Annotated in this window: 23 protein-coding genes and 4 pseudogenes; 13 read left to right on the top strand and 14 right to left on the bottom strand. The window is 72.6% G+C overall.

Translation table 11 applies throughout. The features are described from left to right. The first annotated feature begins 236 nt into the window (after positions 1-236). Positions 237-1,325 (top strand): aromatic acid exporter family protein, encoded by a 1,089-nt coding sequence (locus tag BIV23_RS43200; protein WP_071386462.1) that lies wholly within the window; start codon positions 237-239, stop codon positions 1,323-1,325. Beyond that, on the top strand, positions 1,322-2,536 hold the full coding sequence (locus BIV23_RS53450) for a PP2C family protein-serine/threonine phosphatase (RefSeq protein WP_079173780.1): 1,215 nt from the start codon (positions 1,322-1,324) through the stop codon (positions 2,534-2,536). Before BIV23_RS43200 ends, BIV23_RS53450 begins: the two co-directional genes overlap by 4 nt. Before the next feature lie 9 nt (positions 2,537-2,545). Here BIV23_RS53450 and BIV23_RS43190 read toward each other — a convergent pair whose 3' ends face one another. Continuing rightward, the gene (locus tag BIV23_RS43190; RefSeq protein ID WP_071386461.1) at positions 2,546-2,896 is read right to left on the bottom strand and encodes a DoxX family protein; all 351 of its coding nucleotides are present in this window, start codon (positions 2,894-2,896) and stop codon (positions 2,546-2,548) included. 78 nt (positions 2,897-2,974) lie between these two features. On the opposite strand from BIV23_RS43190, the gene BIV23_RS43185 reads away from it, so the two are divergent. Further along, positions 2,975-3,871 carry a LysR family transcriptional regulator gene (locus BIV23_RS43185; protein WP_071386481.1) on the top strand — a complete coding sequence of 299 codons (897 nt, stop codon included), beginning with the start codon at positions 2,975-2,977 and terminating at the stop codon, positions 3,869-3,871. 36 nt (positions 3,872-3,907) lie between these two features. On the opposite strand, the pseudogene BIV23_RS51295 reads toward BIV23_RS43185, so the two are convergent. The 3 genes and pseudogenes from BIV23_RS51295 to BIV23_RS43175 all read right to left on the bottom strand — a co-directional run. Then, positions 3,908-4,063 (bottom strand): annotated as a pseudogene (locus BIV23_RS51295) (antitoxin); the annotation flags it as partial. A 280-nt stretch (positions 4,064-4,343) separates the two neighbouring features. Then, a pseudogene (locus BIV23_RS43180) lies at positions 4,344-5,033 on the bottom strand (polysaccharide deacetylase family protein); the annotation flags it as partial. Further along, a complete protein-coding gene (locus BIV23_RS43175; RefSeq protein WP_071386459.1) occupies positions 5,030-5,701 on the bottom strand; it encodes a glycoside hydrolase family 11 protein in 672 nt (223 codons plus the stop codon). The pseudogene BIV23_RS43180 and the gene BIV23_RS43175, both read right to left, overlap by 4 nt. 362 nt (positions 5,702-6,063) lie before the next feature. On the opposite strand from BIV23_RS43175, the gene BIV23_RS49400 reads away from it, so the two are divergent. The 4 genes from BIV23_RS49400 (at position 6,064) to BIV23_RS43155 (ending at position 9,790) form a co-directional block, all read left to right on the top strand. Then, on the top strand, positions 6,064-6,636 hold the full coding sequence (locus BIV23_RS49400; RefSeq protein ID WP_071386458.1) for a protein kinase family protein: 573 nt from the start codon (positions 6,064-6,066) through the stop codon (positions 6,634-6,636). A 264-nt stretch (positions 6,637-6,900) separates the two neighbouring features. Beyond that, a complete protein-coding gene (locus BIV23_RS43165) occupies positions 6,901-7,602 on the top strand; it encodes a nitroreductase (protein WP_071386457.1) in 702 nt (233 codons plus the stop codon). 103 nt (positions 7,603-7,705) lie between these two features. Beyond that, a complete protein-coding gene (locus tag BIV23_RS43160; RefSeq protein WP_071386456.1) occupies positions 7,706-8,893 on the top strand; it encodes an AI-2E family transporter in 1,188 nt (395 codons plus the stop codon). A 561-nt stretch (positions 8,894-9,454) separates the two neighbouring features. Beyond that, positions 9,455-9,790 (top strand): hypothetical protein, encoded by a 336-nt coding sequence (locus tag BIV23_RS43155; protein WP_071386455.1) that lies wholly within the window; start codon positions 9,455-9,457, stop codon positions 9,788-9,790. Between the two features lie 84 nt (positions 9,791-9,874). Here the strand turns inward: BIV23_RS43155 and BIV23_RS43150 are convergent, their stop codons facing one another. The 4 genes and pseudogenes from BIV23_RS43150 to BIV23_RS47935 all read right to left on the bottom strand — a co-directional run. Then, on the bottom strand, positions 9,875-10,738 hold the full coding sequence (locus tag BIV23_RS43150) for a lysozyme (RefSeq protein WP_079173778.1): 864 nt from the start codon (positions 10,736-10,738) through the stop codon (positions 9,875-9,877). 207 nt (positions 10,739-10,945) lie between these two features. Continuing rightward, the gene (locus tag BIV23_RS43145) at positions 10,946-12,817 is read right to left on the bottom strand and encodes a M1 family aminopeptidase (RefSeq protein ID WP_071386454.1); all 1,872 of its coding nucleotides are present in this window, start codon (positions 12,815-12,817) and stop codon (positions 10,946-10,948) included. A 191-nt stretch (positions 12,818-13,008) separates the two neighbouring features. Continuing rightward, positions 13,009-13,668, bottom strand: a complete 660-nt coding sequence (locus BIV23_RS43140) for a maltokinase N-terminal cap-like domain-containing protein (protein ID WP_071386453.1) — start codon at positions 13,666-13,668, stop codon at positions 13,009-13,011. Between the two features lie 77 nt (positions 13,669-13,745). Next, positions 13,746-14,393, bottom strand: a pseudogene (locus tag BIV23_RS47935) (spherulation-specific family 4 protein); the annotation flags it as partial. Between the two features lie 85 nt (positions 14,394-14,478). Between BIV23_RS47935 and BIV23_RS47930 the strand changes: the two are divergent. Next, positions 14,479-14,679: pseudogene (locus BIV23_RS47930) on the top strand (SGNH/GDSL hydrolase family protein); the annotation flags it as partial. A 50-nt stretch (positions 14,680-14,729) separates the two neighbouring features. Here BIV23_RS47930 and pgm read toward each other — a convergent pair. Both pgm and BIV23_RS43125 read right to left on the bottom strand, forming a co-directional pair. After that, a complete protein-coding gene (gene pgm / locus BIV23_RS43130) occupies positions 14,730-16,370 on the bottom strand; it encodes a phosphoglucomutase (alpha-D-glucose-1,6-bisphosphate-dependent) (RefSeq protein WP_071386451.1) in 1,641 nt (546 codons plus the stop codon). 211 nt (positions 16,371-16,581) lie between these two features. Beyond that, positions 16,582-17,439: a chitosanase gene (locus BIV23_RS43125; protein WP_071386450.1), complete on the bottom strand. Its 858-nt coding sequence runs from the start codon at positions 17,437-17,439 to the stop codon at positions 16,582-16,584. 286 nt (positions 17,440-17,725) lie between these two features. On the opposite strand from BIV23_RS43125, the gene mgrA reads away from it, so the two are divergent. The 5 genes from mgrA to BIV23_RS43100 all read left to right on the top strand — a co-directional run bounded on the left by mgrA (position 17,726) and on the right by BIV23_RS43100 (position 21,658). Next, entirely contained in the window at positions 17,726-18,769 is a 1,044-nt protein-coding gene (gene mgrA, locus BIV23_RS43120) for an L-glyceraldehyde 3-phosphate reductase (RefSeq protein WP_071386449.1), read from the top strand. Between the two features lie 173 nt (positions 18,770-18,942). Continuing rightward, complete coding sequence (locus BIV23_RS43115) at positions 18,943-19,125, top strand: hypothetical protein (RefSeq protein WP_071386448.1); 183 nt, start codon at positions 18,943-18,945, stop codon at positions 19,123-19,125. A gap of 118 nt (positions 19,126-19,243) precedes the next feature. Continuing rightward, complete coding sequence (locus BIV23_RS43110; protein WP_071386447.1) at positions 19,244-19,729, top strand: cation:proton antiporter regulatory subunit; 486 nt, start codon at positions 19,244-19,246, stop codon at positions 19,727-19,729. A gap of 4 nt (positions 19,730-19,733) precedes the next feature. Continuing rightward, positions 19,734-20,984: a cation:proton antiporter gene (locus tag BIV23_RS43105; protein WP_071386446.1), complete on the top strand. Its 1,251-nt coding sequence runs from the start codon at positions 19,734-19,736 to the stop codon at positions 20,982-20,984. Between the two features lie 44 nt (positions 20,985-21,028). Further along, a complete protein-coding gene (locus BIV23_RS43100; protein WP_071386445.1) occupies positions 21,029-21,658 on the top strand; it encodes a DedA family protein in 630 nt (209 codons plus the stop codon). A 7-nt stretch (positions 21,659-21,665) separates the two neighbouring features. Here BIV23_RS43100 and BIV23_RS43095 read toward each other — a convergent pair whose 3' ends face one another. From BIV23_RS43095 to BIV23_RS43080, 4 genes are read right to left on the bottom strand one after another with little or no spacing between them, the layout of a single operon-like run. Beyond that, positions 21,666-22,235, bottom strand: coding sequence for a cysteine hydrolase family protein (locus BIV23_RS43095; RefSeq protein WP_107471439.1), 570 nt, complete (start codon positions 22,233-22,235; stop codon positions 21,666-21,668). Then, complete coding sequence (locus BIV23_RS43090) at positions 22,211-24,031, bottom strand: MFS transporter (RefSeq protein ID WP_425443585.1); 1,821 nt, start codon at positions 24,029-24,031, stop codon at positions 22,211-22,213. Before BIV23_RS43090 ends, BIV23_RS43095 begins: the two co-directional genes overlap by 25 nt. Further along, positions 24,028-24,450 carry a MarR family winged helix-turn-helix transcriptional regulator gene (locus BIV23_RS43085; RefSeq protein ID WP_071386444.1) on the bottom strand — a complete coding sequence of 141 codons (423 nt, stop codon included), beginning with the start codon at positions 24,448-24,450 and terminating at the stop codon, positions 24,028-24,030. The genes BIV23_RS43090 and BIV23_RS43085 overlap by 4 nt, the downstream gene beginning before the upstream one ends. 52 nt (positions 24,451-24,502) lie before the next feature. Next, entirely contained in the window at positions 24,503-25,996 is a 1,494-nt protein-coding gene (locus BIV23_RS43080) for an MFS transporter (RefSeq protein ID WP_071386443.1), read from the bottom strand. Positions 25,997-26,123 lie beyond the last annotated feature (127 nt).

Here is a 26,123-nt window from a genome sequence, read left to right as displayed (position 1 = left end):
GACCAGACAAGTTCAAGGCAAGCGGGCGGGATTCCCCGGTCACGCCCGGGCCTGCGCGCGGGATCCGCGCGCCGCGCCGGCCACGAACATCGGCCATTTCGTTGAGGTTTGAATAAGAATCCCTACATAATCCTTATTTGCGGTATGCCCCATTTACCCGTTTATCCTGGGCGGCCCGGCACCCCTCCGGCAGAGTCCCCTGCCGACACCCGATGCCGAAAGGAGACGGACCCGCCATGCACCGCGCGCAGCTGTCCGCCCTCATCTCCCGAATCCGCCGGGCCGGTGCCGCCGAGGCCGCGCGGGCGACCGTCGCGGCCGGGCTGACCTGGCAGACCTGTGTGACGCTGCTGCACGTCTCCGCCCCGTACGCGGGCGCCGTCGCGGCCCTGCTCGTGGTCGAGACGACGGTGGTGGCGACGGTCGGCGCCGCCGGGCGCTACGCCGCCGGATGCCTGCTCGGCGTCCTCCTGGCGGTGCCCGGAGCGCTGTACGCCGGGCCCGGCATGGCCGGACTCGCACTCGTCGTCTTCGTCTCCGCGCTGCTGGCCCGGCACGGGTTCCTCGGCCACCACGGCGTGCACGTCCCGATGACCGCCGTGCTCACGTTCGCCCTGGTGCACGGCCGCCACCCCGGCGAGCTGGTCACCCATCTCGCGGAGATCGCGGTCGGCGTCGCCTTCGGCCTGGGCTGCAGCGCGCTGCTCATCCCCGCCGTGCGCGTGCGGTCGGCCGAGCGGGCGCTGGAGGACCTGCGGCTGCTGGTCGCCCGGCACCTCGACGGCCTGGCCGACGCGGTCGTACGCCGCGAACGGCCGCGGACCGTGCTCGGACCGTCCTGGGAGGACGACCTCGGCACGGTACTCGGCCGGGCCCGCACCGCCGTGGACGAGGCACACGAGAGCATGCGCTGGAACCTGCGGCCGACCGCCCGGCGCCGCCGCTGGCACCTGGACGACCGGGTACTGGGGACGCTCACCGGCGTCGCCGGGCAGGTGACGACGACGGGCCGGCTCCTCGACACGGAGTCTGGCGCGGCCGAGGACCGCGGCTTCTCGCGGCCGTACGCGCGCCTGCTGCGGACGACCGCCCTGTGCGCCTACTCCTGCCGGGGCGGCCGGCCGCACCCCGCGCTGCCCGCCGCCCGGCACGCCCTCGCCCGGCTCGGCACCCCCGCCCGCGACCACCCACCCACGGCAGGCACGGAGCAGCGCCTCCTACGGCCCCTGGAGTCGGCCCTGACCTCCCTGTCCGAACCTGCGCCCGCCCCCGCCCGCCGGTCCCTCCGGATCCTCCACCCGCTACGGCACACCCCGCGACGATGACCCATCCCACCCATCACACCCCGGACCACCCCGCCGACCTGCGGGAAACCACCACCGGAGCCGTCGTACCGCGCCCACCGCGGGCCACCCCGTCGCCCTGGCCGCGCCGGTTCCGCCCGCGCGGACTCCTCGTCCCCGCTCCGGTGCTGCTCATGGCGGTCGTCACGGTCATCGACGTGCTCACCCCGGACTGGCTGCACATCGCGCCCGTACTGGCGGCGGTCCCCGTGCTGGCGGCCGTACTGCTCTCCCGGCGGGCCACGGCCATGCTCGCGGGCACCGTGCTCGTGATCACGGTGCTGCTCCAGTGGGAGGCGGGCAGCCTCGGGCATCCGGACGCGGTCGTCACCCTCGCCAGCCTGTTCGTCGTGGGCCTCACCTCGCTGGCCGCGTGCACGCTGCGGCAGCGCCGGGAACGGCAGCTGCGCCAGGTGCGCTCCGTCGCCGAGACCGCGCAGCGCGCCCTGATGCATCCGCTCCCCCGGCGGATCGGCTCGCTCGCGCTGTCCGGGGTGTACCTGCCGGCGGAGTCGGAGGCCCGGATCGGCGGCGACTTCTACGAGGCCCTGCGCACCCCGTACGGCACCCGGATCCTGATCGGCGACGTGCGAGGCAAGGGACTGCCGGCCGTCGGCGCCACCTCGACCCTGCTCAGCGCGTTCCGCGAACTCGCCTACCGCGAACCGTCGTTGACGCGGGCGGCGGAGCAACTGGACGCGCGGGCCCGCCGGCACATCGCCGCACTGGACGGCGCACCGGACCCGGAGTCGTCCGCCGGCCCCGAGCCGGGCGCCCTGTTCACGGAGCGGTTCGCGACGGCGCTGCTGGTGGAGTTCCCGCCCGGCGAGGCCGTGGCCCGCATCGTGCACTGCGGCCACCCCGAGCCCTACGTCGTGCGCGGGAGCGAGGTGTGCCTGTGCGCGCCCGAACAGCCGGGCGCGCCGCTCGGACTCGGCGATCTGCTGGACACCCCGCTCGCCGCGCAGGACGTACCGTTCCGCCCGGGTGACCGTCTCGTCCTCTACACCGACGGCTTCATCGAGGGTCGCGACCGCCGGGGCCGCTTCCACGATCTGGCGGCCCGGGTGCGCGCGCACGCGGGCCGGCCGCTGGAGGCGATGGTGGCCGCCCTGCGCCGTGACCTCCTGCACCACGTCGACGGCGACCTCGGCGACGACGCGGCCCTGGTGGCCCTGGAACGACTGGCGTGACGGCGCCGGTCAGCGGGCCACAGCGGCTGCCAGGGCGCCCGCGGCCAGGGCGAGGAACAGCCCCGGGAAGGCGATGGTGCGCAACACCCGCGCCCTGACGTGGGCGATCACCGCCCCGACGTAGAAGAGCACGAGACCGGCACCGGCCGCGATCCCGAGGGGGCGCGCTCCGAGCAGCCCGAGGAGCAGCCCGGCCGCTCCGGCGGCCTTCAGCGCGGCGAGCGCGGGGAGCCAGGTGCGCGGTACGCCGACCTCGGCCGAGTTGGCGAGCACGAACCGCGCCCGCGCGACGTCGGCGGCGGCGATGCCCGCGTTGGCCAGCACGGCCGCACAGGTGAGCGTCACATCGGTGATGTCCATGTCCCCACCCTCACCGGGCGCTCGCCGTGCCGTCCAATACCAGCATCTATAACTCAAAGGAATGGTTAGCCTGTGGGCATGGACATCGACACGCGTCTGCTGCGCTCGTTCCTGGCGGTCGCCGAGGAGGGCAGCCTCACCCGTGCCGCCGAGCGCGTGTTCGTGTCCCAGCCGGCGCTGACCAAGCAGATCCGGCAGCTGGAGAACCAGCTCGGGGTGCGGCTCTTCGACCGCTCGCACGCCGGGATGGCAGCGACCGACGCGGGGCGTGAACTCGCGCGCCGCACCCCGCGGTTGCTCGCCGCCTGGGACGACGCCCTGCGGGCCGCACGGGCGACCGGCCGACGGTCCGCGCGGGTGCTGCGGGTGGGGTTCGTGGCCAGCGCCGCCAACGAGGCGACGCAGGACGTCGTCGCCGAGTTCGCCCGCCGTCGGCCCGGCTGGCGGGCCGAGCTGCGGCAGGCGTCCTGGACGAACCCGAGCGCGGGGCTGGCCGACGGCGAGGTGGACGCGGCACTGCTCCGGCTGCCGTTCCCGGGCCAGGACGCGCTGCGTGTGGAGGTGCTCTTCCGTGAGGCGCGCTGGGTGGCGCTGCCGAGCGGGCATCCGCTGGCGGGGCGCGACGAGATCGCCTTCCGGGAGCTGTGGGACGAGCCGTTCGTCGCCGCTCCGGAGCAGACCGGGGCGTGGCGCGACCACTGGCTGGCCGCCGACGAGCGGGAGGGCCGGCCGGTCAGGATCGGCGCGGTCACCGAGCAGCCCGACGACTGGCTGAGCGCCATCGCGAGCGGCTACGGCATCGCCCTCGCGCCCGAGTCCGCCGCGCGCTTCTACGCCCGCCCCGGCGTGGTCTACCGGCCGGTCACCGGGGTGAGTCCGACCCGGGTGGGCGTGGCCTGGGCACCGGCCGACGACCGCAGTCCGGTCGTACGGGACTTCGTGCGCTGCTGCCTCGACCTCGCGCGCACGCCGTGACCCGTGCGGGAGCGGGAGTCGGTGCTTCCTGTCGTTCTCGCCCAGCTTCCCCACGAGGTCCTGCGCCTTGTCGACGGCGGTGTCGATCTTGGCGCTGTGCTTGCCGTCGGCGCGGTCGTCGATGAAGTCACCGGCCTTCTCCAGACCGCCGGCGATCTTGTCGCCGTGCTCCTCGGGCGGCGTTCGCGGCACTGCGGCGGCGTGTCGGGAGCAATCGGGAGGCGTGGGCGGGGTGTTGGGTGGATCCGACGCCGCGCCAGGGCCGTCGCTCGAGCCGGCGCGGACACGCGATCCCCGTCCGCACGGCGAGGGGCCACCGTGCGGACGGGGTACACACCGGGTCGGCCGGCAGGCAGGCGTGCGGGTGAGGTCGGCCCGTAGGGGGCGCCGAGGGGTCGGGCCCGCGGGAGCAGGGGCCCCAACCCGAACGAGACGGGGACCTGTTCGGTCCGTTCCGATGGAGGACGTGTCAGCCGGACGGCGCGGTGGCGTGGCCCGTCTGTGCGGAGATCATGCCCGCGCACAGGCCACGGCCCGCCAGGGTCTGCGCGATGCGCGGGATCGCGGCGAGCGTGTTGGGCGGCCACTCGTGCAGGAGGATCACCTGGCCGTCGGTCAGCCGGGAGACGGCCTGCACGATGGCGTCGGTGCTCGCACCGTTCCAGTCCTGCGAGTCGGCGTCCCAGATCACCTGCCTCAGGCCGTACTTGGCGGCCACCCCCTGCACCGTGCCGTCGGTCTCGCCGTACGGGGGGCGGAACAGCTTCGGCGTCCCGCCGCCGGCCGCCGCGATCGCCTGCTGGGTGCGGGAGATCTCGGAGTCGATCCGCGCCTGGCTCAGCCGGGTCAGATGCGGATGCGTGTAGCTGTGGTCGCCGATCCACATCCCGGCGGCAGCCTCGGACCGGACCTGCGCGGGGTAGGCGGCCGCGTACTGCCCCTCGTTGAACATCGTGGCCCGCAGGCCGTACCGCCCGAGGGCCGCCAGCAGCGCCGGAGTGTGCGCGTCGGACGGGCCGTCGTCGAAGGTGAGTCCGACATACGCGGAGCAGGTGGCCGCGTGCGACGGGGCGGCTCCGACGATGAGCGTAGCGGCGAGGGCCAGTGCGGCGACGGCGGCGGTCACCGCCGGACGTAACGCGAGCTGTCGTGCGGTCCTCACGACGACACCGTGATATTGGAGTTGCCGCTGCTCTGGTACCCCTCGGTCGCGAGGATCATGTAGTACGCGAAGCTGCCGAGGGGCATCCCGGCGCGGGCCCAGGCGTCGAAGTGGTTGCCGGTGGTGATGGTGCCGCCGGTGCGCTTCGACTGCCGCACGCTCCAGTACTGGTTGAAGGTCCTGGTGCCCTCGACGGACGGGGCGTTGTACCGCGTCGTCTGGTAGATGTCGTACGTTCCGCCGTCACTGGTGACACTGCCCTTGTACGTCCCCGTGGGCCGGTAGGTGCCCCAGTTGTCGACGATGTAGTACTCCACGAGCGGGTTCGACGTCCAGCCGTAGAGCGACAGGTAGCCGTTGCCGGACGGGTTGAAGCTGCCGGAGTAGGTCACGTTCCTGCGGGCGCCGGTGCTCCAGCCCTTGCCGGCCACGAAGTTGCCGGTGTTGCGCCAGCTGGTGCTGTAGTTGCCACCGGAGCCCAGGGTCATCGAGACCGTGCCCTGCGCGTCGGTCCAGAACGAGTAGTAGAAGCCGTTGTCGGTGCCGGTCTGGTTCGTGGTGACGACCGTGGCGGCACGGGCGGTGCCGGGCAGGGCCAGTCCGGCCGCGGTGCCGAGCAGCAGCGCGCAGGCGGCCCTGCGGCTCGTCGCATGGTCGAGCGGATTCATGTCGTACGTCCTCCTTGTGCGACGGGTGGGGTGTGACGTGATGGGGAGTGTTGGCCTGACCATGCCATCTGTCAACACTTTCGGTCGATATTTCGAAACATTCGTCTGCGTCCTAGCGCGACCGTCGCTACGTGTCCGCTGATGAATCGGCATGAGTGAGGAGATCCCTCAAGGAACATCCCGGAGCACTCCATGGAGACGCCGAAGTCCCCACACTGGGTTTCGAATGTTTCGACGACACAGGAGCTGCGCCGCGTGACGGCCGGACCCGAGGCCCACGGGCCCGGCCATGTCCGGCGCTGCCCCTTCGAGAGCGACCCCGCCGACAGGCCCTTGCTCGGCACCGTACGATCCGCCGCACCGTGGCGCAGGCCGACGAGGAGATCGCCGAGACGCTGGAGCGGGCGCTGCGCCGACGGGGCGACGAAGTGACCGACCGATCGCCGCGTCCGCCCGACCCGTCCTCCGTCGGCGGCCACCGGCTGCTCGCCCGGCTGGGCGAGGGCGGCATGCGCGTGGTCCGGCCGGGCCGTACGGAGTCCGGGGCGCTCGCCGCCGTCACGGTGGTCCAGGCGCGGTTCGCGCACGACGAGGAGTCCCGCGTCCGGTTCCGGCGTGAGGTGCGGGCCGCCCGGAAGACGGCGAGTCCGTGGCCGGTGCGGGTGACCGGCGAGGACGCCGAGGCCGAACAGCCCTGGCCGGCAACGGCGTTCGAGCCGGGCCCCGCCCACGCGGACGCCGTCCGCCGGCACGGTCCACTGCCGGCGCGCAGCCGGTCGTCCACTGCGGGCGCTCGCCCGGCGGGCCGCCGCCCGCGCCCGGGCCTGCGCGCTGCCGGGTCACGGGCACGGCCGCCGCGACGGAGCCGGTGCCGGTCCTCACCCCGCGTTCCTCCGGCGCGGCGGACGAGGGCTGGCGGTTCTCGGCCACCTTGATCGACCCGGACCGCCTCTACTCGGCCGCCGGATTCGTCCGGGCCTACGAGAGGCGGTTCGCCGTGCACAGGGTTCCGGCCGGTGCCGCCGGGGCCTTCGACGCGGCGGGCCCGATCACCACCGCCATGGCCGCCGTCGGCACCGGCCGCGTGGACCCGGGCACGGTGGCGCCGGTGTCCCTCGGCCGGTACCAGTCACATCCGTCGCCCGGCGTCCGTCAGTGCAGCGGAAGACGGAGAGCGGAACGGGCGGGAGGTCGTACGTGTGGATGTGTACGAGGCGGTGACGAGCCGGCGGGCGGTGCGGGCCTTCACGGGCGAGCCGGTTCCGCGTGCGGTGCTGGAACGGGTCCTGGCCGCCGCCGCGCGCTCGCCCTCGGGCGGCAACCTCCAGCCGTGGCGCGTCTACGTGCTCACCGGTGCCCCGCTGGCGGAGCTGAGGAAACGCACCGCGAAGCGGGTCGCCGCCGGTGATCCCGGTGACGAGCGCGCGTACCGGATGTATCCGCCGGACCCGAAGGCGCCGTACGGGCAGCGCCGGTCGGCGGCGGCCGCCCAGCGTTTCGGGGCGCTCGGGATCCGACGCGAGGACGCGGCGGCCCGCCGGGCGGAGGTCGCCGCCAACTGGCGGTGCTTCGGCGCCCCTTGTCTGCTGCTGTGCTACATCGACCGCGCCATGGGCGCGCCACAGTGGGCCGACGTCGGGATGTATCTCCAGACGGTGATGGTGCTGCTGCGGGCCGAGGGGCTGCACAGCTGTGCGCAGATGGCCTGGTCGGTGTACCACCGCACGGTCGCCGAGGTCGTCGCGCCGGCGGAGGACCTGATCCTGTTCGCGGGCCTGTCGATCGGCCACGAGGACGTGTCGGTGCCATACGCCCGCATCGACCGGGCGCCGCTCGCGCAGACGGTCACGTTCCTGGACGACGACGGGCCGGCGCCGCCCGTTCGCCCGGCCCGCTCCTGAGCACGCGCGGGCGCGTTGCACGAGCCGCTTCCCCGCCCGGAGCTTACGGTTTCCCTCAATGTGACCGACCGTCAGCACAGGTGGCGGAGAGGAGCCGTGAGCGGTGGAGGGCGATACGGGCCGGCGGGCGGCGGAGCCGGGCGGACGGCGGCGGGCGGGGAGCGTGCTGGGCAGCCGGCCCGGGTACACGGTGCGACTGCCGACCTCCGCGCGCACCCGGCCGGAGCCGGTGGCCGAGCGGACGGTGCCGTGGCTGCGGGTCGCCGCCGCCTACGCCTGGCGGCTCGTTCTGGTCGGCATCGTCGTCTACGGCGTCTTCAGCGTCCTCGGCAGCTTCGAGCTCATCGCGGTGGCCCTCTTCCTCGCGCTGATCGTGACCTCGGTGCTGCGCCCGCTGACGGATCTGCTCGACAGGGTGCTGCCGCGTAAGCTGGCCGTCGCCGTCGCACTGGTGGGCAGCATCCTGGTCCTGCTGGCGCTGCTCGCCCTGGTGGGCAACGCGGTGGCGGGCGAGTCGGGGCGATTGGCGGGCGAGTTCCGGGGCGGTGTGCACCGGATCGAGCAGTGGTTGCGGCGGCCGCCGTTCCGGCTGAGCCCCGGCCGGTTGTCCGAGTTGCAGAGCCAGGTGACGCACTACATCTCGACCCACCGTTCCACCCTGTTCAGCAACGCCGTCAGCGGGCTGAGCCGGGCGGTGGAGGTGGTCACCGCAGGCGCGCTCGCGCTGTTCGCCTCGGTGTTCTTCATCCACTCCGGCGAGCGTCTGTGGGGCTGGATGCGGGACGAGCTGCTGCCGAGCGCCGCCCGTCCCGCCTGGGACCGGGCGGGACGGGCGGCCTGGCGGGCCTTCGCCGGTTACACGCGCGGCATCATCATCGTGGCGGCCACCAATGCCGTGCTCGTCGGAATCGCGCTGCTCGCCCTGCGGGTGCCGCTGGCGCTGCCGCTCACCCTGCTGGAGTTCTTCGCCGCGTTCGTGCCGCTGGTGGGCTCTCCGGTGGCGCTGGCCGTCGCCACGGTCGTCGCGCTGGCGGGACGCGGACCGCTGACGGCCGCGGCCGTCCTGGCGCTGATCGTGGTGATCGGCCAGTTGGAGGGGCATGTGCTGCATCCGCTGGTGATGAGCTGGGCGGTTCGGCTGCATCCGCTGGTCGTCGCCGTGTCGGTCATCGCGGGGAGCATCGTCGCGGGAGTGATCGGCGCGGTCGTGGCCGTACCGCTGATCTCGGTCGTCTGGGCGGTACTGCGGGCGCTGCGAGCGGTGCCGCCGCCCGGCCCGACTCACCTTTGAGGCAGGGGATGCACCGACGATCCGAACACGGGATCAGTTGTTCGCTGGAACAGGTGATCGTCGCTCAGGAGATCGCCGAGGCGGCAGTGACACAACCATACTTACGGTGTGCGAGCGACGGGCTGCAGACCGTGGTCGACGCACAGGTCCCACATTCGGAAACACCGCAAGGAGCAGTACGACCATGAACCTTCTCACCGACATCCTCGCCGGACTCGCCCACTTCGTCGGGTGGCTGGTCTGACGCCGCGAGGCGTGTGACGAAGCGCGGCGCCGTCTCCTCGTCCCAAGGAGGCGGCGCCGCCGTGGTATTGGCACACAGCTACACGTGTAACGGACGGTTGCAGGGACCACGCACCCTCCCCCGCTCTTTCCGCAGGTCAAGGTTACACGTGCAACAACACACTACTCCCGGACCGCCGGCACCGGCGCGACTCCGGGCCGCCCGTGCCGAGTTGGACACGGATCCGGGCATTCCCTCATCAGAATGAGGGGCGCATATCGGGCACGGCGAGGGGCAGTCACGATCACGTTGTCGTCACCTCCGAAAGGACCGCGTACATGCGCCTTCGTACCGCCCTGGCCTGCGCCGTCGGCTCCCTGGCTCTGATCGTGACCCTGCCGACGCCGGCCTTCGCGGCGACCGGATCCTTCCAGTACTCGTACACCGGCCTCGGCGGAGCCCGGCACGTCGAGAACTTGACCGACCCGCCGAGCGGGGCGTGCCTCAACCTCCCCGGGACGGCCGAGGAACCCGGCTACGCGCCCAAGAACCGGACGGACGCCACCGCCATCGTCTTCCTCGACCCGGACTGCGAAGGCGACACCTACTACGTCATGAACCCCGGGAAGGTCCTGGGCGACCGTCTCAAGCTCCGCTCGGTCGTCTTCTCCTGACTGCGCCGTGACGGGGGTGGATCCGTCCTGCCCCCGTCACGGCAACAGCCCGGAGAACGCGGTCAGTCCGGTGTCGGAGTCCGCTCACCCCGTCGAAAGGACCTTCAGCCGGTCGGTCGAGCCGTTGAACCGGTCGCGGTCCCCGACGGTGTTCCCGGTCGAGGTGTACTGCCACATCGTGTACGTCTTCCAGCCCGCCGGCAGTGTCCCGGCGCTCGAGGAGTAATGGGCGATCCACAGCGGGTTGTTCGCCGCGAAGCCGCCGTAGTTCCCGGTGCACTCGGTCCACCAGTTGGTCGCCGTGTAGATGACGGCGTAGCGTCCCGTGCGGGACTTGTACCGGTTCAGGAAGTCGCGGATCCAACTGACCATCGCGCTCTTGGACTTGCCGTAGCAGTCGTCGCCGTACGGGTTCCACTCGATGTCGAGCGCGCCGGGCAGGGTCTTGCCGTCCTTGGACCAGCCGCCGCCGTGGCCGACGAAGTAGTCGGCCTGAGCGGCGCCGCCGGAGGAGTCCGGGGTCGCGAAGTGGTACGCGCCCCGGATCATGCCGGTGCTGTACGGACCGTTGTACTGCTGGGTGAAAGAGGGGTTCCGGTAGCTCGTCCCCTCGGTGGCCTTGGTGTACGCCCATCTGACCCCGCCGCTCCACAGGGTGGACCAGGCCACGTTGCCCTGATAGCTGGAGACGTCCACCCCCTCGGTCTGGGTCGCGCGGGGCACGGTCGACGAGTCGTCCGTGTTGCCGTCGCCTGCGTCGGAGGTGCTGCCGTCGTGGGCGAGGACGCCCATGCCCATGTACGCGGTGCCGCGCGGCGGTACGTAGGGGGCCGGCGCGGACAGCGCCGATGGGACGGACGCGCACAGGAGAAGGCCGGTCAGGGCCCCTGTGAGGGCCGGACGGGTCAGGCTGCGCTGGAAGAGGATGGAGGTTCGCACGTCTGTCATCTGACACGCAGTCGGGCGGCCCCGCACGCCGGAAGCCGCCCAACACGGCCATCCCGGGCCCTGCTTGGTCCATACGGGTGGCCCGACGATCGTACGGCGGACGGTCGCAGAGGTGGCCCGAGCCGCCTCCGCGACCGCCCGCCGCGGGATCGGTCACGACCGGCCGTCGTCAGCCGTCGCCGGCTGTCGTCGGCCGCCGGGCTGTCGTCAGCCGTCGATACGGTGCTGCGCCCAGAAGGACGCGAGGTCGGTGCTGGTGGCCGCCTGGGCCGCCGCCTTGAACTCGGCCGTGGTCGACACGCCGTACCAGTGCGCGCTCGCGTAGTCCTTCAGCAGCTTGGTCATGGCGGTGTCGCCGAGGACGCGGCGCAGGTCGTGCAGGGCGCACTTGCCGTAGCCGTAGACGACGGTGGAGTAGCGCGAGGAGTGGGCGTCCCAGTAGGCCATGGAGTTGGTGATCTTCTCGTCGGACGAGGCCCAGGAGACGCTGTTCCAGCAGTTGCTGCCGGCCTTGCCGAGGGCGAGGTCGGTGGCGTAGTCGGTGAACGCCTCGTCCAGCCAGGGGCTGTTGTACTCGTCGTCGCCGACGATGCCGTACCACCACTGGTGCCCGATCTCGTGCGTGAGCGCGGTGTTGCTGACCACGTCCAGGACGAACCCCGGATACTCCATGCCGCCGAACCAGTAGTTGTTGTCGAGCACGGCGTCCAGCTCGCCGTAGGGGTAGGCGCCGAAGCGGCCCGCGTGGGCGTCCACGGCGCTCTTCGCGGTGCTGAGCATGGACTGGGCGTCGGCGGAGCTGATGCCCGGGACGGAGTAGACGTTCACCGCGACGCCTGCGTTCGAGGTGCCGGAGATCTTGGTGAAGGGTCCGGCGGCCCAGGCGAAGTCACGCACCGCGGACGCCGTCGCCGTCGTCACCGTACGGCCGCCCGCGCCGGGGGTGTCGGCGGAGGTGCCGGTGGCCGGGACCAGCAGGCTGCTGGGGTGGTCCAGGGTCACCTTGAAGTCGGCGGCCAGGGAGTAGAAGGACTCGCCGTTGTTCGTGTACGGATCCAGGTGCCAGCCGGAGCTGTCGCGGACGGCGAGGACGGGCAGGGCGTTGCCGATGAAGCTGTAGGCGCCGTCGTGGCCGAAGCGGTCGGCGCCGCTGGGCACCGTGATGCCGAGGTCGAAGCCGATGGTGGCGCTCTGGCCCTGGGCGAGCGGCGCCGGCAGGTCGACCTTGAGGGCGGTGCAGCCCACGGTGGGCGCCTCCGCGGTGCCGCCGGTGACGCCCGTGACCTGGATCGGCATGGCGTCGCACGTGCCGTGGTAGTTGTCCCACAGCCGCAGATAGACCTCGTTCAGGGCGGCGGCCGAGGCGTTGGTGAAGGTCACGCTCTCGTGCCCGGTCCACCGGGTGCCGGTCGTGTCGCCGCTGAGGTTCACGGTGTACGACGGCGTGGCCGGGGTGCGGGTGGAGTCGCCCGGCGGTGCGGTGCCGCCGGAGGTGTCGAGCGCGATGTCGTCCAGCACGAAGCTGGTCTGGAGGCTGGCGTCCTCGGTGCCGGTGAAGGAGAGGGTGACGGTCTGTCCGGCGTACGCCGACACGTCGAACGACTTCTTCACGTAGCCGGTGTTCTTGTCGAGATTCGAGTACGTGGCCAGCTTCGTGCTGCCGATCCTGGCCGTGAGCGTGTCGTAGGCGACGGACGACGTGGTCTCGGCGGTGTCGATGTGCAGCCAGAAGGTGAGGGTGGCCTTGTCGCACCCGGCCGGGACGGTGACGCTCTGGCTCACACTGTCGGTGTGGGTGCTGCCGGTGCCGTCCAGCCAGGCGTAGGAGCTGCCGCCGTGGGCGGTCTGTCCGGAGCGGCTGGTGATCGTGCCGGCCGAGGATGGCGTCCACGACGATGTGCCGTTCTCGAAGCCGCCGTTGCCGACGACCTGTGCCGGAGTGCAGGCGGCGGCCGGGCGCGGGGCCCGGTGCGGGGCCGGCCGGGCTGCGGCGGCGGGGCTTGCGGGGAGGACGAGGGCGGCCAGCGCGGCGACGGTGAGCGCACCGGCGCCGAGGGCCTTGTGGGGGGTCGGTCTCACACGCTGCTCCTTTGCGGCGGCCGGGATCCCGGCCTGCTCGATGGCGGCCGGCCGGCTGGGGTGCGCCGGCGCGGCCGCGGAGGGGCGAACCGTCGGACTGTCGAATCGTCGAATCGTCGAATCGTCAAAAGACTGTCAGATTTGACCGGACCATGCCAGAAGGCGCCTGAGTGGCGTCGGGACGTCCCGGATCAGGCCGTGCGCACCGTCACGAACAGCGCCGACAGACGCGTGCCGTCCGGCGCCTGCCAGCAGCGGGACACATGGCCGACGGCGCCCTCGGGGGACACCGGCGGGTCCTCCTGCGGGACGGGGGTCAGGACCCGGTGCACCTGGAGGACCGTGCCGTGCGGAGCGGGAAGGCGGGTGCCGTGCTCGTCGTCGACCGGGGCCGGGGTGAAGCTGTCCAGGGCGAAGGGAACTCCGGTGCGGGACCGGGCCACCTCGTGGTCGGGGGCGCTGTCGATGCTCTGGGCCTGCGCCTGGGCCCGGCCGTCGATGAGCCTCAGGAGCTCGGCGGCCAGCACCGGGTCGTGGCAGCCGTCGTAGGCCCAGCGCCTGCCCAGCACACCGTGCTCCATCGTGCCGACCAGGGCGTGCTCCGCGCCGGCCAGCGGTGCGCCGCGGTACGTCAACGGGACGAGGTAGGCGGTCGGTTCGGGGGTGGAGGTGTCCGTGGCCACCATGAACTCGATCCCGACCTCGCCCGCCGGGTCGTCCAGCCGGAAGCCGCCGGACTTGGTCAGCACCGGGGCGTCCGGACCGCCGCGGTACCAGGGGCGGGAGGGCAGCCAGTCGGTGAGCAGCTCCAGCTTCGTGGGCTTGAGCGTGGTGTGGTGGATGATGGCCATGAGGCGCCTCTCCTCCGTCGCGCGGTCGCTGTCCCCGCAGCTTCGCACACCGTTCCCGCAGGCCACCCACCGGGCCGGGCCAACGCCGGCGTCAACTCCGGCCAAGGATTGGCGAGTTCCCCCGTCACCGGCCCGCACACCCCCGCGCCGCGCTCGTGCGCGGTCCGTACGGCGAGCGGGACGAGGGACTCGGGGACGCCGTAGGCGAGACGGCAGAACCGCTGCGGCGGCCGGCGGCCCGTCCAGGCCGGCCGGGTGAACGCCCCCGACGTAGGTGGACCAGTGCCCTTCGAAGGTGACGGTGAGGTCGGCGAGGCGGGCATAGCCGGGGCCGGGTGGACGCCCGGGTTCAGGACGACGGTGGTCGCGCCCAGTCGGCGGATCTCCCGCACCAGCCGGCGGCAGGCGGGCAGGCCCTCACGGATGGCGGTCACCCGGTCGAGGAACCGGCCGTCGGCGGCGGACCAGGCCAGGTGCCGCCGCACGTCCTCGGTGATCCGGTCCCGGTCCCGGATGCCGTAGCCGGTGTCGACGTACCCGAGTAGCCGGGCGCCGGCCGCCCGCAGTGACCCGGCGACGCCCGTGAACGCGGGGTCCGGGGCGGCCCCCGGTCCGTCGGCCGGGTTGAGGACGACCGCGTAGGTGCGGGCGGCCACGGCGATCAGCCGGTGCCAGGCGCCGGGGTCCTCGGCCGGGTGCACGTACAGCGGGATCAGGAGGCTCATGGCACCGGTCCGCTGTCCGCCATGGCCGCCCACAGCGCGTCGAGGGCGTCGGTCAGGCCGTGGACGGGTCGGCGGCCGAGGGCGCGCTCCGGTCAACCGGGCCGCGTACGTGGACACCTACGGCCCCACGGTCGGCCACGACATGTGCAAGTCGCCCGCGGACCGCTGGATCGAGCCGCTCCGGCCCGCCGCGCCCGCCGCCCCGGCCCACCCCAACGCCAGGGGCGAACAGGCCATGGCCCAAGCGGTCCTGGACCGGCTGGACCGGCACCGCGGGCGCGGCTGAGCGCACGGCGGCCTCCGCGCCCGCGTCGGCGGAGGCCGCCGCCTCGGCGGTCAGCCGCCCAGTGCGCCGCGCACCACGGCCTCGGCCTCCTCCTGGACCCGGGCGAGGTGAGCGGGGCCGAGGAAGGACTCGGCGTAGACCTTGTAGACGTCCTCGGTGCCCGAAGGGCGGGCCGCGAACCAGGCGTTGTCCGTGGTGACCTTGATCCCGCCGATCGCGGCGCCGTTGCCGGGCGCCTCGGTGAGCACGGCCGTGACGGGCTCGCCGCCGAGGGTGTCAGCGGTGACCTGGGCCGGGGACAACGTGCCCAGCAGCGCCTTCTGTTCGCGGGTCGCGGGCGCGTCGACGCGGGCGTAGGCGGGCGTGCCGAAGCGGACGGTCAGGCCGGCGTAGTGCTCCGACGGGGTCCGGTCCGTGACGGCCGTGATCTCGGAGGCGAGCAGGGCGAGGAGGATGCCGTCCTTGTCGGTGGTCCACACCGAGCCGTCGCGGCGCAGGAAGGACGCGCCGGCCGACTCCTCGCCACCGAACCCCAGTGAGCCGCCGGCCAGTCCGTCCACGAACCACTTGAACCCGACCGGGACTTCGACCAGCGGCCGGCCGAGGTCGGCGGCGACCCGGTCGATCATCGTGGAGGAGACGAGCGTCTTCCCGACGCCCGCGGCGGCGGGCCAGCGCTCGCGGTGCCGGTAGAGGTAGTCGATGGCGACCGCGAGGTAGTGGTTGGGGTTCATCAGGCCCGCGTCCGGGGTGACGATGCCGTGCCGGTCGGCGTCGGCGTCGTTGCCGGTGGCGATGCGGAAGCGGTCGCGCTGCTCGATGAGGGAGGCCATCGCGTGGGGCGAGGAGCAGTCCATGCGGATCTGGCCGTCCCAGTCCAGCGTCATGAACCGCCAGGTGGGGTCGGTGTGCGGATGGACCACGGTCAGGTCGATGCGGTGCTCTTCGGCGATGCGGCCCCAGTAGGCGACGGAGGCGCCGCCGAGCGGGTCGGCGCCGATGCGCACGCCGGCCGCGCGGATCGCGTCCAGGTCCAGCACGCTCGGCAGATCGCCGACGTAGGCGCCGAGGAAGTCGTACCGTCCGGTCGTCCCGGCGGCGAGAGCACGGGCGTACGGCAGCCGGCGCACGTCCTTCAGGCCGCCGGTGATGATCTGGTTGGCCCGGTCCTGGATCCAGGAGGTGGCGTCGGAGGCGGCCGGGCCGCCGCTCGGCGGGTTGTACTTGAAGCCGCCGTCGGCGGGCGGGTTGTGCGAGGGGGTGACCACGACGCCGTCGGCGAGACCGGAGGCGCGGCCGCGGTTGTGGGTGAGGACGGCGTGCGAGACGGCCGGGGTGGGCGTGTAGCCGTCGGCGCTGTCGATCAGGACGCTCACGCCGTTGGCCGCGAACACCTCCAGCGCGGTGACCTTCGCGGGCTCCGACAGGGCGTGGGTGTCGGCACCCAGGAAGAGCGGGCCGTCGGTGCCCTGCTCCGCGCGGTACTCGCAGATGGCCTGGCTCGTGGCCGCGATGTGGTCCTCGTTGAAGGCGCTCGCCAGGGACGAGCCCCGGTGCCCGGAGGTGCCGAACGCGACCCGCTGTCCCGGGTCGGCCGGATCCGGGTGGAGCGCGTAGTACGCCGTGACCAGCCGGGCCACGTCGACCAGGTCCTCGGGCTCGGCCGGCCGGCCCGCTCGCTCGTGCGACATGAGTCCTTGTTCCTCCGCGTCGCTGTGATCGATGCCGGTGTGATCGATCGCTCGCCGCCCATCCTTCCCCGTCAGGACCCTGGCCCGCGAGTACACCCCGCCGCGTGCGCCGCGCTCCGCCGGTCCTCGCCCGGGAGCGGCGCGGCAGGCCGCCGGGCCGCGCTCCGGTGTCCCGGGAGCCGCGTCCGGCGGCCTGCCGGCTGATGGTGTGTCAGCCGATGTGGTAACTGTCCCCGTACGTCTTCCAGTCGAGCGGGGTGTTCAGGTCGAGGTTGCCCTTGCGCAGGAAGACCCGCTGCTCGGTGTCGACACGGCTGGTGTCGCTGTGTGCCTCCTCCTGCTTCATGGCCCACACCCGGGCGTCGAGGAAGGCGTTCAGGTACGTCGTCTCGTCGCCGCCCTGCGCCGGCGGCTCGGCGCTGCGCAGCGCGCGCTTGCGGATGTTGCTGAAGCTGGTGGGGTCGCCGCCGTCGCCGTGCATGACGATGGCGTCGTAGTAGCAGAACTGGCCGAGCGCGCGCAGGCCGTCCGTCTTGCCCTGGGCGACCGCGGGGTTGAAGTAGACGCGGTCGCGCTCGTCGTTCTGGCACTGCTGGAAGACGGTGTCCTTGGCCGCCCTGCGCCAGTCGTCGGGGTAGTCCGGGTCGAGGCCGGCGTGCGAGTCGCTGCCGTTGACCTTGCGCAGGGCGGGCAGGTACTTCGCGAGGACGTTGCCGGACTTGCGGTCGGCGTAGAGCTGGACGAGGTCGAGCATGTCGCCGGTGCCGGAACAGAAGCCGATGATGCCGGCGGTGTAGCCGCGGCCGTCGCCGATGTCCTCGATGTACTTGTACTGGGCCTTCCAGTCGAGCGAGGAGTTCTCCGCGCTCGACACGAGTTCCATGGCGATCTCCTTCTTCGCCGGATCGTCGAGGCCCGCTCCGGCCGCCCGGGCCGCGCGGGTGGAGGGGGCCGCGCTCGCGCGCTGGGTGCCGATCAGGGCACCGGAGGCGACGGCGGCGCCGAGCACGGCGACGAGAGTGCGGCGGGAGACGGTGGCGGGGGATGATTCGCGGTCTGCGTGCACCACAGGGACTCCAAGTCGATGCGGGGGGTGGGGAGTTGGTCCGTACCGCTACTGGTAGGAAAGTTTCCTATCAGAGGCGTGGCGGGCCGGTAACCCGACTCGCGTGAAGTTCGTAGGATCGAACAACCGTGAGCGACGAGGCAGGTCGTCCGCACCCGATTCAGAAACGGAATCACTCAATCCCATCCGGCACGGCGGTTGGACGCGCACGACACGCGGAAGCGAGGGTGGACCTGCCCCCCTCCGCACCCGGAGCGGCGGCCCCTACGGCACCACCCGGAGAGACCCGATGACCCACGTCGCGGACCCCGCCCGCTACGACGGCACCATGCGCTACCGGCGCACCGGCCGCTCGGGACTGGACCTGCCGGTCCTGTCGCTCGGCTACTGGCACAACTTCGGCGACGACCGCCCCTTCGAGACCCAGCGCGAGATCGCGCTGCGCGCCTTCGACCTCGGGATCACCCACCACGACCTGGCCAACAACTACGGTCCGCCGTACGGCGCCGCCGAGGAGAACTTCGGCCGGCTGCTGAAGCGGGACCTGGCGCCGTACCGGGACGAGCTGGTGATCTCCACCAAGGCCGGCTGGGACATGTGGCCCGGCCCCTACGGGCAGGGCGGCGGCTCGCGCAAGTACGTGCTGGCCTCGCTGGACCAGTCGCTGCGCCGGATGGGCGTGGACTACGTGGACATCTTCTACTCCCACCGGCTGGACGCCTCCACGCCGCTGGAGGAGACGATGGGCGCGCTCGACACCGCCGTCCGCCAGGGCAAGGCCCTCTACGTGGGCATCTCCTCCTACGACGCCGAGCGCACCCGGCAGGCGGCCGCGATCCTGCGTGAGCTGGGCACCCCGCTGCTGATCCACCAGCCGTCGTACAGCATGGTCAACCGCTGGATCGAGACCGACGGGCTGCTGGACACCGCCGAGGAGGAGGGCTTCGGGGTCATCGGCTTCACGGCGCTCGCCCAGGGGCTGCTGACGGACCGTTACCTCGACGGCGTGCCACGGGACTCGCGGGCCGCACAGGGCACGTCGTTCGACACGTCCTGGCTGACGGACGACATGCTGGACCGGCTGCGGTCACTGAACGACATCGCGGCCCGGCGCGGCCAGACCCTCGCCCAGCTGGCGCTGGCGTGGGCGCTGCGGGACGAGCGGGTGACGTCGCTCGTGATCGGCGCCTCGCGGACCGAGCAGCTGGAGCAGAACGTGGCGGCCCTGGAGAACCCGGACTTCAGCGCCGAGGAGCTGGCCGAGATCGACAAGTACGCGACCGACGGCGGCGTGGACCTGTGGCGGGAGGCCCGGCTCGGCACCCTCGGCTGACTCGACGCACGCCGGGTGAGGTGGGATGGAGGCGGGCGAGATGCGTCACTGTGTGACGTACGCCACAGACATGCCGCATATCTCGGACATACTGGAAGCGGCCTGACAGCGTTGTCACCGCTCGCGGCGACGCCGCCACCCCTCCCCGCGACTTCCGAGGAGCCGCACAGCTCATGGCCTACGGAGCCCACCGCAGCCCCCTCCTGCCTCCCCGCCCCGACCTGGACCTCGCCCGCGACTGCGAGGTGTGCCTCGGCTGGGGAACCGTCGTCAGCCGTGACGGCGAGCACGACCTGTGCCACGCCTGCCAGCTCGCCCCCGAGGACGACGAGACCTCCTCGCACCACGGCGCGTAACGGCACACCACCCCCGCCCCCGCCCGACCCGGGGCCCATTCGGCCGTCCCACACATGCCGGGATAAAGTTCCGATAATGGTTTCGCCAAGAAATCGCCAAACGGACAGGGGGGCAGCCATGGGCGCCGCACGCACGAGCAGAACGCCGTTGCCGGGCATCGGCGTCCGGTACGACCTGACGACCCGCGAACACCGCGGACTGTCGGTGGTGGCCCACCGGGACGGGTCGAGAACGCTGAGCGCGTACCAGGGCGACGACCCCGACGCCTGTGCGCTGTCGGTCCACCTCACGGGCCAGGAGGCGGAGGCGCTGGCCGGCACCCTGACGCCCGCCCACCGCAGCCCGAACCTGCTGTCCACGACGGAGCTGGGCCTGGTGGCCGAGCGGATCGAGCTGTCCTCCGTCTCGTACTGGAACGGCCGGCTGCTCGGCGACACCCGGATGCGCACCGAGACCGGTGTGTCGATCGTGGCCGTACTGCGCCGCGCCGAGGCCATCCCCTCCCCCGGACCCGGCTTCCGGCTGGCCGGCGGGGACACGCTGATCGTGATCGGCACCCGCGAGGGCGCCGACGCCGCCGCCGCGATACTCGGGCGGGAGTGAGCGCGTGCACTCCTCCGCGGTCTTCCTGATCGAGTTCGGTGCCATCATCCTCGGCCTCGGCCTGCTCGGCCGGCTCGCCGCCCGCCTGCGGTTCTCGCCGATACCCCTGTACCTGCTGGCCGGGCTGGCCTTCGGCGAGGGCGGGCTGCTGCCGCTCGGCGCCAGCGAGGAGTTCGTGGCGATCGGCGCCGAGATCGGCGTGATCCTGCTATTGCTCATGCTGGGCCTGGAGTACACGGCCAGCGACCTGGTCTCCAACCTCCGGACCCAGTACCCGGCCGGTCTCGTCGACATGGCCCTCAACGCCCTGCCCGGCGCCGCGACGGCCCTGCTGCTGGGCTGGGGTCCGATCGCCGCCGTCGTACTGGCCGGCATCACCTGGATCTCGTCCTCCGGCGTCATCGCCAAGGTCCTCGGCGACCTCGGCCGCATCGGCAACCGGGAGACCCCGGTGATCCTCAGCATCCTGGTGCTGGAGGACCTGTCCATGGCGGTGTATCTGCCGGTCGTCACGGCGCTGCTGGCGGGCACCGGCTTCGCCGCCGGAAGCCTCACCCTGGGCATCGCGCTCGGCGTGGCCGGCCTGGTCCTGCTGGTGGCGGTGCGCTTCGGGCGGCACATCTCCCGCTTCGTCTCCACCGACGACCCGGAGAAGCTGCTGCTCGTCGTGCTCGGGCTGACGCTGCTGGTCGCCGGTGTGGCGCAGCAGCTCCAGGTGTCGGCGGCCGTCGGCGCGTTCCTCGTCGGCATCGCCCTGTCCGGCGAGGTCGCCGAGGGCGCCCACCACCTGCTCGCGCCGCTGCGGGACCTGTTCGCGGCGGTGTTCTTCGTCTTCTTCGGTCTGCACACGGACCCGGCGAGCATCCCGCCGGTGCTGCTGCCCGCGCTCGCGCTGGCCGTGGTCACCGCGCTCACCAAGATCGCGACGGGGTACTGGGCGGCCCGGCGTGCGGGCGTCTCGGTCAAGGGCCGCTGGCGGGCGGGCGGCACGCTGGTCGCGCGCGGCGAGTTCTCCATCGTCATCGCCGGTCTCGCCGTCACCGCCGGGATCGACTCCGACCTCGGCCCGCTGGCCACGGCGTACGTGCTGATCCTCGTCGTCCTCGGCCCGCTGACCGCCCGCTGCACGGAGCCGCTCGCCCGTCGGCTGACCGCCCTGCGGTCCGGATCCACGGCACCGGGCGAGGAGCCGCGCCCCGTCGCGGCGGACGCGACCGCGGCCGTAGCGGACGAGGACACCGTGGCCCGCTCCTGACCCGTCGCCGCCCGGGGCGGGCCGGCCGGACGTACCGTGGTGTCATGTCCGCCCCTCCGCTCCCGGGCCCGCTGGCTCATCTGGCGCCGCTGCTCGAACACTACGGCTACTGGGCGGTCGGGGCGGTGGTCCTGGTCGAGGACTTCGGGGTGCCCGCGCCCGGCGAGACGATCCTGCTCGCGGCGGGGGTGTACGCGGGCGCGGGGCGGCTGAACGTCGTGGCAGTGGCGGTCATCGCCTTCGTCGCGGCCGTCGTCGGGGACAACATCGGCTATCTGATCGGCCGGGTCGGCGGGCGGGCCTTCGTGCACCGGTGGGGGAAGTACGTCTTCCTGACGCCGGAGCGGTTCGCCGCCGCCGAGGAGTTCTTCGCCCGGCACGGCGGCAAGATCGTGACCGTGGCCCGGTTCATCGAGGGGCTGCGCCAGGCCAACGGCATCATCGCGGGCACCACCGGCATGCCCTGGCCGCGCTTCCTCGCCTTCAACGCGCTCGGCGCGGCGCTGTGGGTGGGCCTGTGGACGACCCTCGCCTACCTGGCGGGCAGTCACATCACCACCATCTACGCCGAGGTCAACCGCTATCTGCTCTACGTCGTGATCGCCGTCGCCGTCGTCCTCGCGGGCCTCGTCGTGCGCCATGTCGTACGCAGACGGCGCGCGAGGACCGCGTAGTGATTCCTCAACCACCGCTCCCGGCAAGGGCCTTGGTCCAGTCCGCGACGGACAGCACGTCCGCCTGGCGAGGGAAGACCTTCTCCGTGAGGACGCGGTGGACCTCCGGGTCCGCGTTGAGGCAGGCGTCGTCGAGGACGGTGAGGCGGAAGTCGAGGTCCGCGGCCTGGCGCACGGTGGACAGGACGACGCCGCTGGTGGCGATGCCGGTGAGCACCAGATGCTCGATGCCGCCCGACCGGAGGACCAGGTCGAGGTCGCTGCCCGCGAACGCGCTCACCCGGCGCTTGGTGACGACGACGTCCTCGGGGCGCGGTGCGACGTCGGGGTGGATCTCGGCGCCGGGGTCGCCCGTGGCGAACCGGCCGGATCCGGCGACGGCGCCGAACGACGTGTTGCGCGGGCTGACTTCGGGGTGGCCGGGCCGGAAGCCGACCACGACGTAGATCACCGGCAACCCGGCCGTGCGGGCGGCGGCGACGGCCTCGCCGAGGCGGCCGAGGTAGTCACCGGAGGTGTCGAAACGGTCGAGGACGGAGCGCTGGACGTCCATCACGAGGAGCGCGCTGTGCGGCACGAGGGCTGTCCTTTCGTGTCGTGCCCGGACGTCGGGGTGTCGTCGTCGGCGCGCTCGTGGCCGCCGCGCAGCGCGGAGGCGAGCGCGGAGACCAGGGCCATGCCGGCGGCGACGCCGAAGACGATGGTCAGGCCGTGATGGAAGGGCCCGGAGACCAGCTCCGGGAAGAAGGTGTGGCCGGTCAGGGTGGCGCGCTGGGCCGCGGTCAGCTGCTCCAGGGTGCCGCCGGAGCCGAGCAGATGGCCGATGGGGTTGTTGCCCAGGAAGGTGGCGAACAGGGTGCTGACCGGGGGCAGCGAGGCCACCTCGTGGGCGGTGCCGGCGGGGACGCCGTGGGCGTGGAGCCCGGCGGCGAGCGTCCTCGGCAGGGTGCCGGCGAGCCCGGACACCATGAGCGAGAAGAAGACCCCGATGGACAGGGCCGTGCCCGAGTTCTGGAAGGTGGAGCGCATCCCCGAGGCCACGCCCCGGTAGCGGGCCGGCACGCTGCCCATGATGGAGGAGGTGTTGGGCGCGGAGAACATGCCCTGGCCCAGGCCGTTGAGCAGCAGCAGTGTCGCGAAGGCGCCGTAGTCGAAGTCGACGGGCAGGGCGAGCAGGCCGAGGAAGGACGCGGCGACGAGGAGCAGCCCGGCGGTGGAGAACAGCCGGGCGCCGAACCGGTCGGACAGGTAGCCGGAGACGGGCCCCGCGATCAGGAAGCCGAGGGTGAGCGGGAGCATGAAGATGCCGGCCCACAGCGGGGTGTCCTCGAAGTCGTAGCCGTGCAGCGGCAGCCAGATGCCCTGGAGCCAGATGATCAGCATGAACTGGAGCCCGCCGCGGGCGATGGCGGTCAGCAGGGCGGCCAGGTTGCCCGCGGCGAACGCCCGCACCGTGAACAGGGACAGCCGGAACATCGGCTCGGGGACGCGGGTCTCGACGTAGCCGAAGACCAGCAGCAGGAACAGTCCGCCGAACAGGCCGCTCAGGACCCAGGGGTTGGTCCAGCCGGTGGAGTGGCCGCCGTACGGCTGGATGCCGTAGGTGATGCCGGCGAGCAGGATGCCGGCGCCGCAGGCGAAGGTGATGTTGCCGAGCCAGTCGACCCGGCCGCGGCCGCCGACGGAGGTCTCGCGCAGGCTCAGATACGACCAGATCGTGCCGGTGATGCTGACCGGGACGCTCACCCAGAACACCGCCCGCCAGTCGACCGCGGCCAGCAGACCGCCGGCGAGCAGGCCGAGGAACTGCCCGGCGAGCGCGGTGATCTGGTTGATGCCGAGGGCCATGCCGCGCTGCCGGGCCGGGAAGGCGTCGGTGAGGATCGCGGCCGAGTTGGCGGTGAGCATGGACCCGCCGAAGGCCTGCACGATGCGCCACAGGATGAGCCAGAGCGCGCCCGCGCCGGCCCGGAAGGGGTCGAGGGACAGCGCGACGGAGGCGCACGCGAAGACCAGGAAGCCGAGGTTGTAGATGCGGACCCGGCCGAACATGTCGCCGAGCCGGCCGAGGACGACGACCAGGACGGCCGAGACCAGCAGATAGCCGAGGATCATCCACAGCAGATAGCCGATGTTCCCGGCCGCGAGCGGGTCGAGGCCGATCCCGCGGAAGATCGCCGGCAGCGAGATGATCACGATGGAAGCGTCCATCGTGGCGATCAGCACGCCGAGCGTGGTGTTGGAGAGGGCCACCCACTTGTAGCCGGGGCCCGGGGGTGTGTCTCGCAGCCGCGCGGAGCGCGCGAGCAGCCGCCCGCGTATGCCGCCGCCGTCGCCGGGTGCGCCCGCCGCCGCGGGCCGTGCGCCGCTCACAGTCGTTCCGCCAGCCGGTCGAGCAGGGGCAGGACGTCCTGCAGGGCCTGCCGTTCCTGCGGGGTGAACTCGTCCAGGGCGTGGGCGAGCCGGGTCACGGACTCGGAGCGGCGCTGCTCCAGCATGGTCCGGCCCTCGTCGGTGACGGAGACGATGGCCCGGCGTCCGTCCGCGGAGTCGGGCGCGCGGCTGACGAGCCCGCGCTGTTCGAGTCCGGCGAGTGTGGCCGCCATGGCCTGCGGCCGGACCCGCTCCAGGTCGGCGAGCGAGCCCGGCGAGTCCGGACCGGTCCGGGCGAGCCGGGCCAGCACCGAGACCCCTGACAGTGACACGTCCCCGACCGCGTGCGCCTGCCGCAGCCGCCGGACGGTGCGGCCCATGGCCAGCCGGAGCCCGACGGCGAGTGCAACCGTATCCATGCTGCTTACGATAGGTTTAACAGTCTGAACTGTTCAACCAAGTGTAAGTAATTCACCGCGAGGCCCGCACCTGCTCGCGGGGCGTCGTCGGGGCGGGGCGGGCTGCCGGACGCAGGGTGAGGGTCAGTACGGAGAGGACGGCGAAGATGACGGCGGCGGCGACACCGACGGTGTGCAGGCTCGCGGTGAACGCCTCCCGCGCGGTGTGCAGCAGTTCCGCTCCCCGGCCCGCCGGAAGACGCCGGCTCGCCGCGACCGCGCCGGCCAGTGAGTCGGACGTGCCGTGGGTGCGGTCGCGGTAGACCACTGCGGCCAGCACACCGAGCAGTGCGAAGCCGAGCGAGCCGCCGAAGTAGTTGCCGGTCTCCGACATCGACGCCGCCGAGCCGGCCCGCTCCGGCGGTACGGACCCGACGACCAGTCCGGTGCCGAGCGCGAACAGCGGGCCGGTGCCGAGGGCCAGGACGGCGATCCCGGTCATCACCAGCGGCAGCGCGAGCGACCCGTGGACGCCGGTCAGGAGCAGACTGCCCAGCGCCGATGCCGCGAGCCCGCCCGCGATCGCGGTCGTGTGCCGCATCCGCCGGGCGAGCAGGGGCGCGGTCAGGGTGCCGACCGCCACGCCCAGCCCCATGGGCGCGAACAGCACCGCCGACGCGAGCGGCGAGTGTCCGAGCACGCTCTGCAGGTACTGGGTCACCACCAGACCGGTGCCGGCCATGGCGACACCGGCGAGGACCAGCGCGACGAGGACGGCCGTGAAGGGTCGGCTGCGCAGCAGCCGCAGGTCCAACAAAGGCTCCGGCAGCCGCAGTTGACGACGGACGAACAGCGCTCCGACGGCGGCTCCCCCGACGAGGGCCGCCGCCGCGGCGGCCGGTGCGCCCTGGAGGCTCAGCTGCTTGACGCCGTAGACCAGCAGCAGCGCGGACACCAGCGACAGCCCGACGCTCGCCGGATCCAGCCGCCCGGCGCGGTCGCCGCGGAACTCCGGCAGCAGGACCGGACCGGCGAGCAGCAGCACGGCCATCGCCGGAACGGCGCCGAGGAACACCGAGCCCCACCAGAAGTGCTGGAGCAGGAGGCCGGCCAGCACCGGGCCGAGCGCACCGCCGGTGAACTGGCAGCTCGCCCAGATCGCGATGGCCTGACCGCGCTGTCGTTCGTCGCGGAACATGTTGGTGATCAGGGCGAGGGTGGACGGTGCCAGCGTCGCACCGGCGACGCCCAGCAGCGCGCGCACGGCGATCAGCATCAGCGGGCCGGCCGCGAACGCGGCGGCGACCGACAGCGCCGCGAAGGCCGCCGCGCCGGTCAGGAGCAGTCGCCGGCGCCCGATCCGGTCGCCGAGCGTGCCCATCGTGATGACGAGGCCCGCCACCATGAGCCCGTAACTGTCGCTGATCCAGAGCTGCTCGACGTTGCTCGCGCCCAGGTCGGCGCTCAGTCGTGGCAGCGCGAGCAGCAGCGCCGTCATGTCCATCGCGACGATCGAGGTCGGCAGCATGAGGACGGCCAGTCCCAGCCATGCCCGGTTGACCCGCATCTCGGATTCTCCTTGTTCTGTCGGTGTCTCGCCGGTCCGTCGGAGCGGGCGGCGGCTTCTTGACATGGGTGCGGAGGAGTTCTCCGTGGCGGGGGAAAACTCGTGGGAATCTTCGAGCGAGGGATGT

Origin of the sequence: Streptomyces monashensis (assembly GCF_001866665.1) — a bacterium.
Taxonomy (GTDB): Bacteria; Actinomycetota; Actinomycetes; order Streptomycetales; family Streptomycetaceae; genus Streptomyces; species Streptomyces monashensis.
Note: the sequence above shows the minus strand (reverse complement) of the source record. Positions and strands in the feature narration are given on the sequence as shown.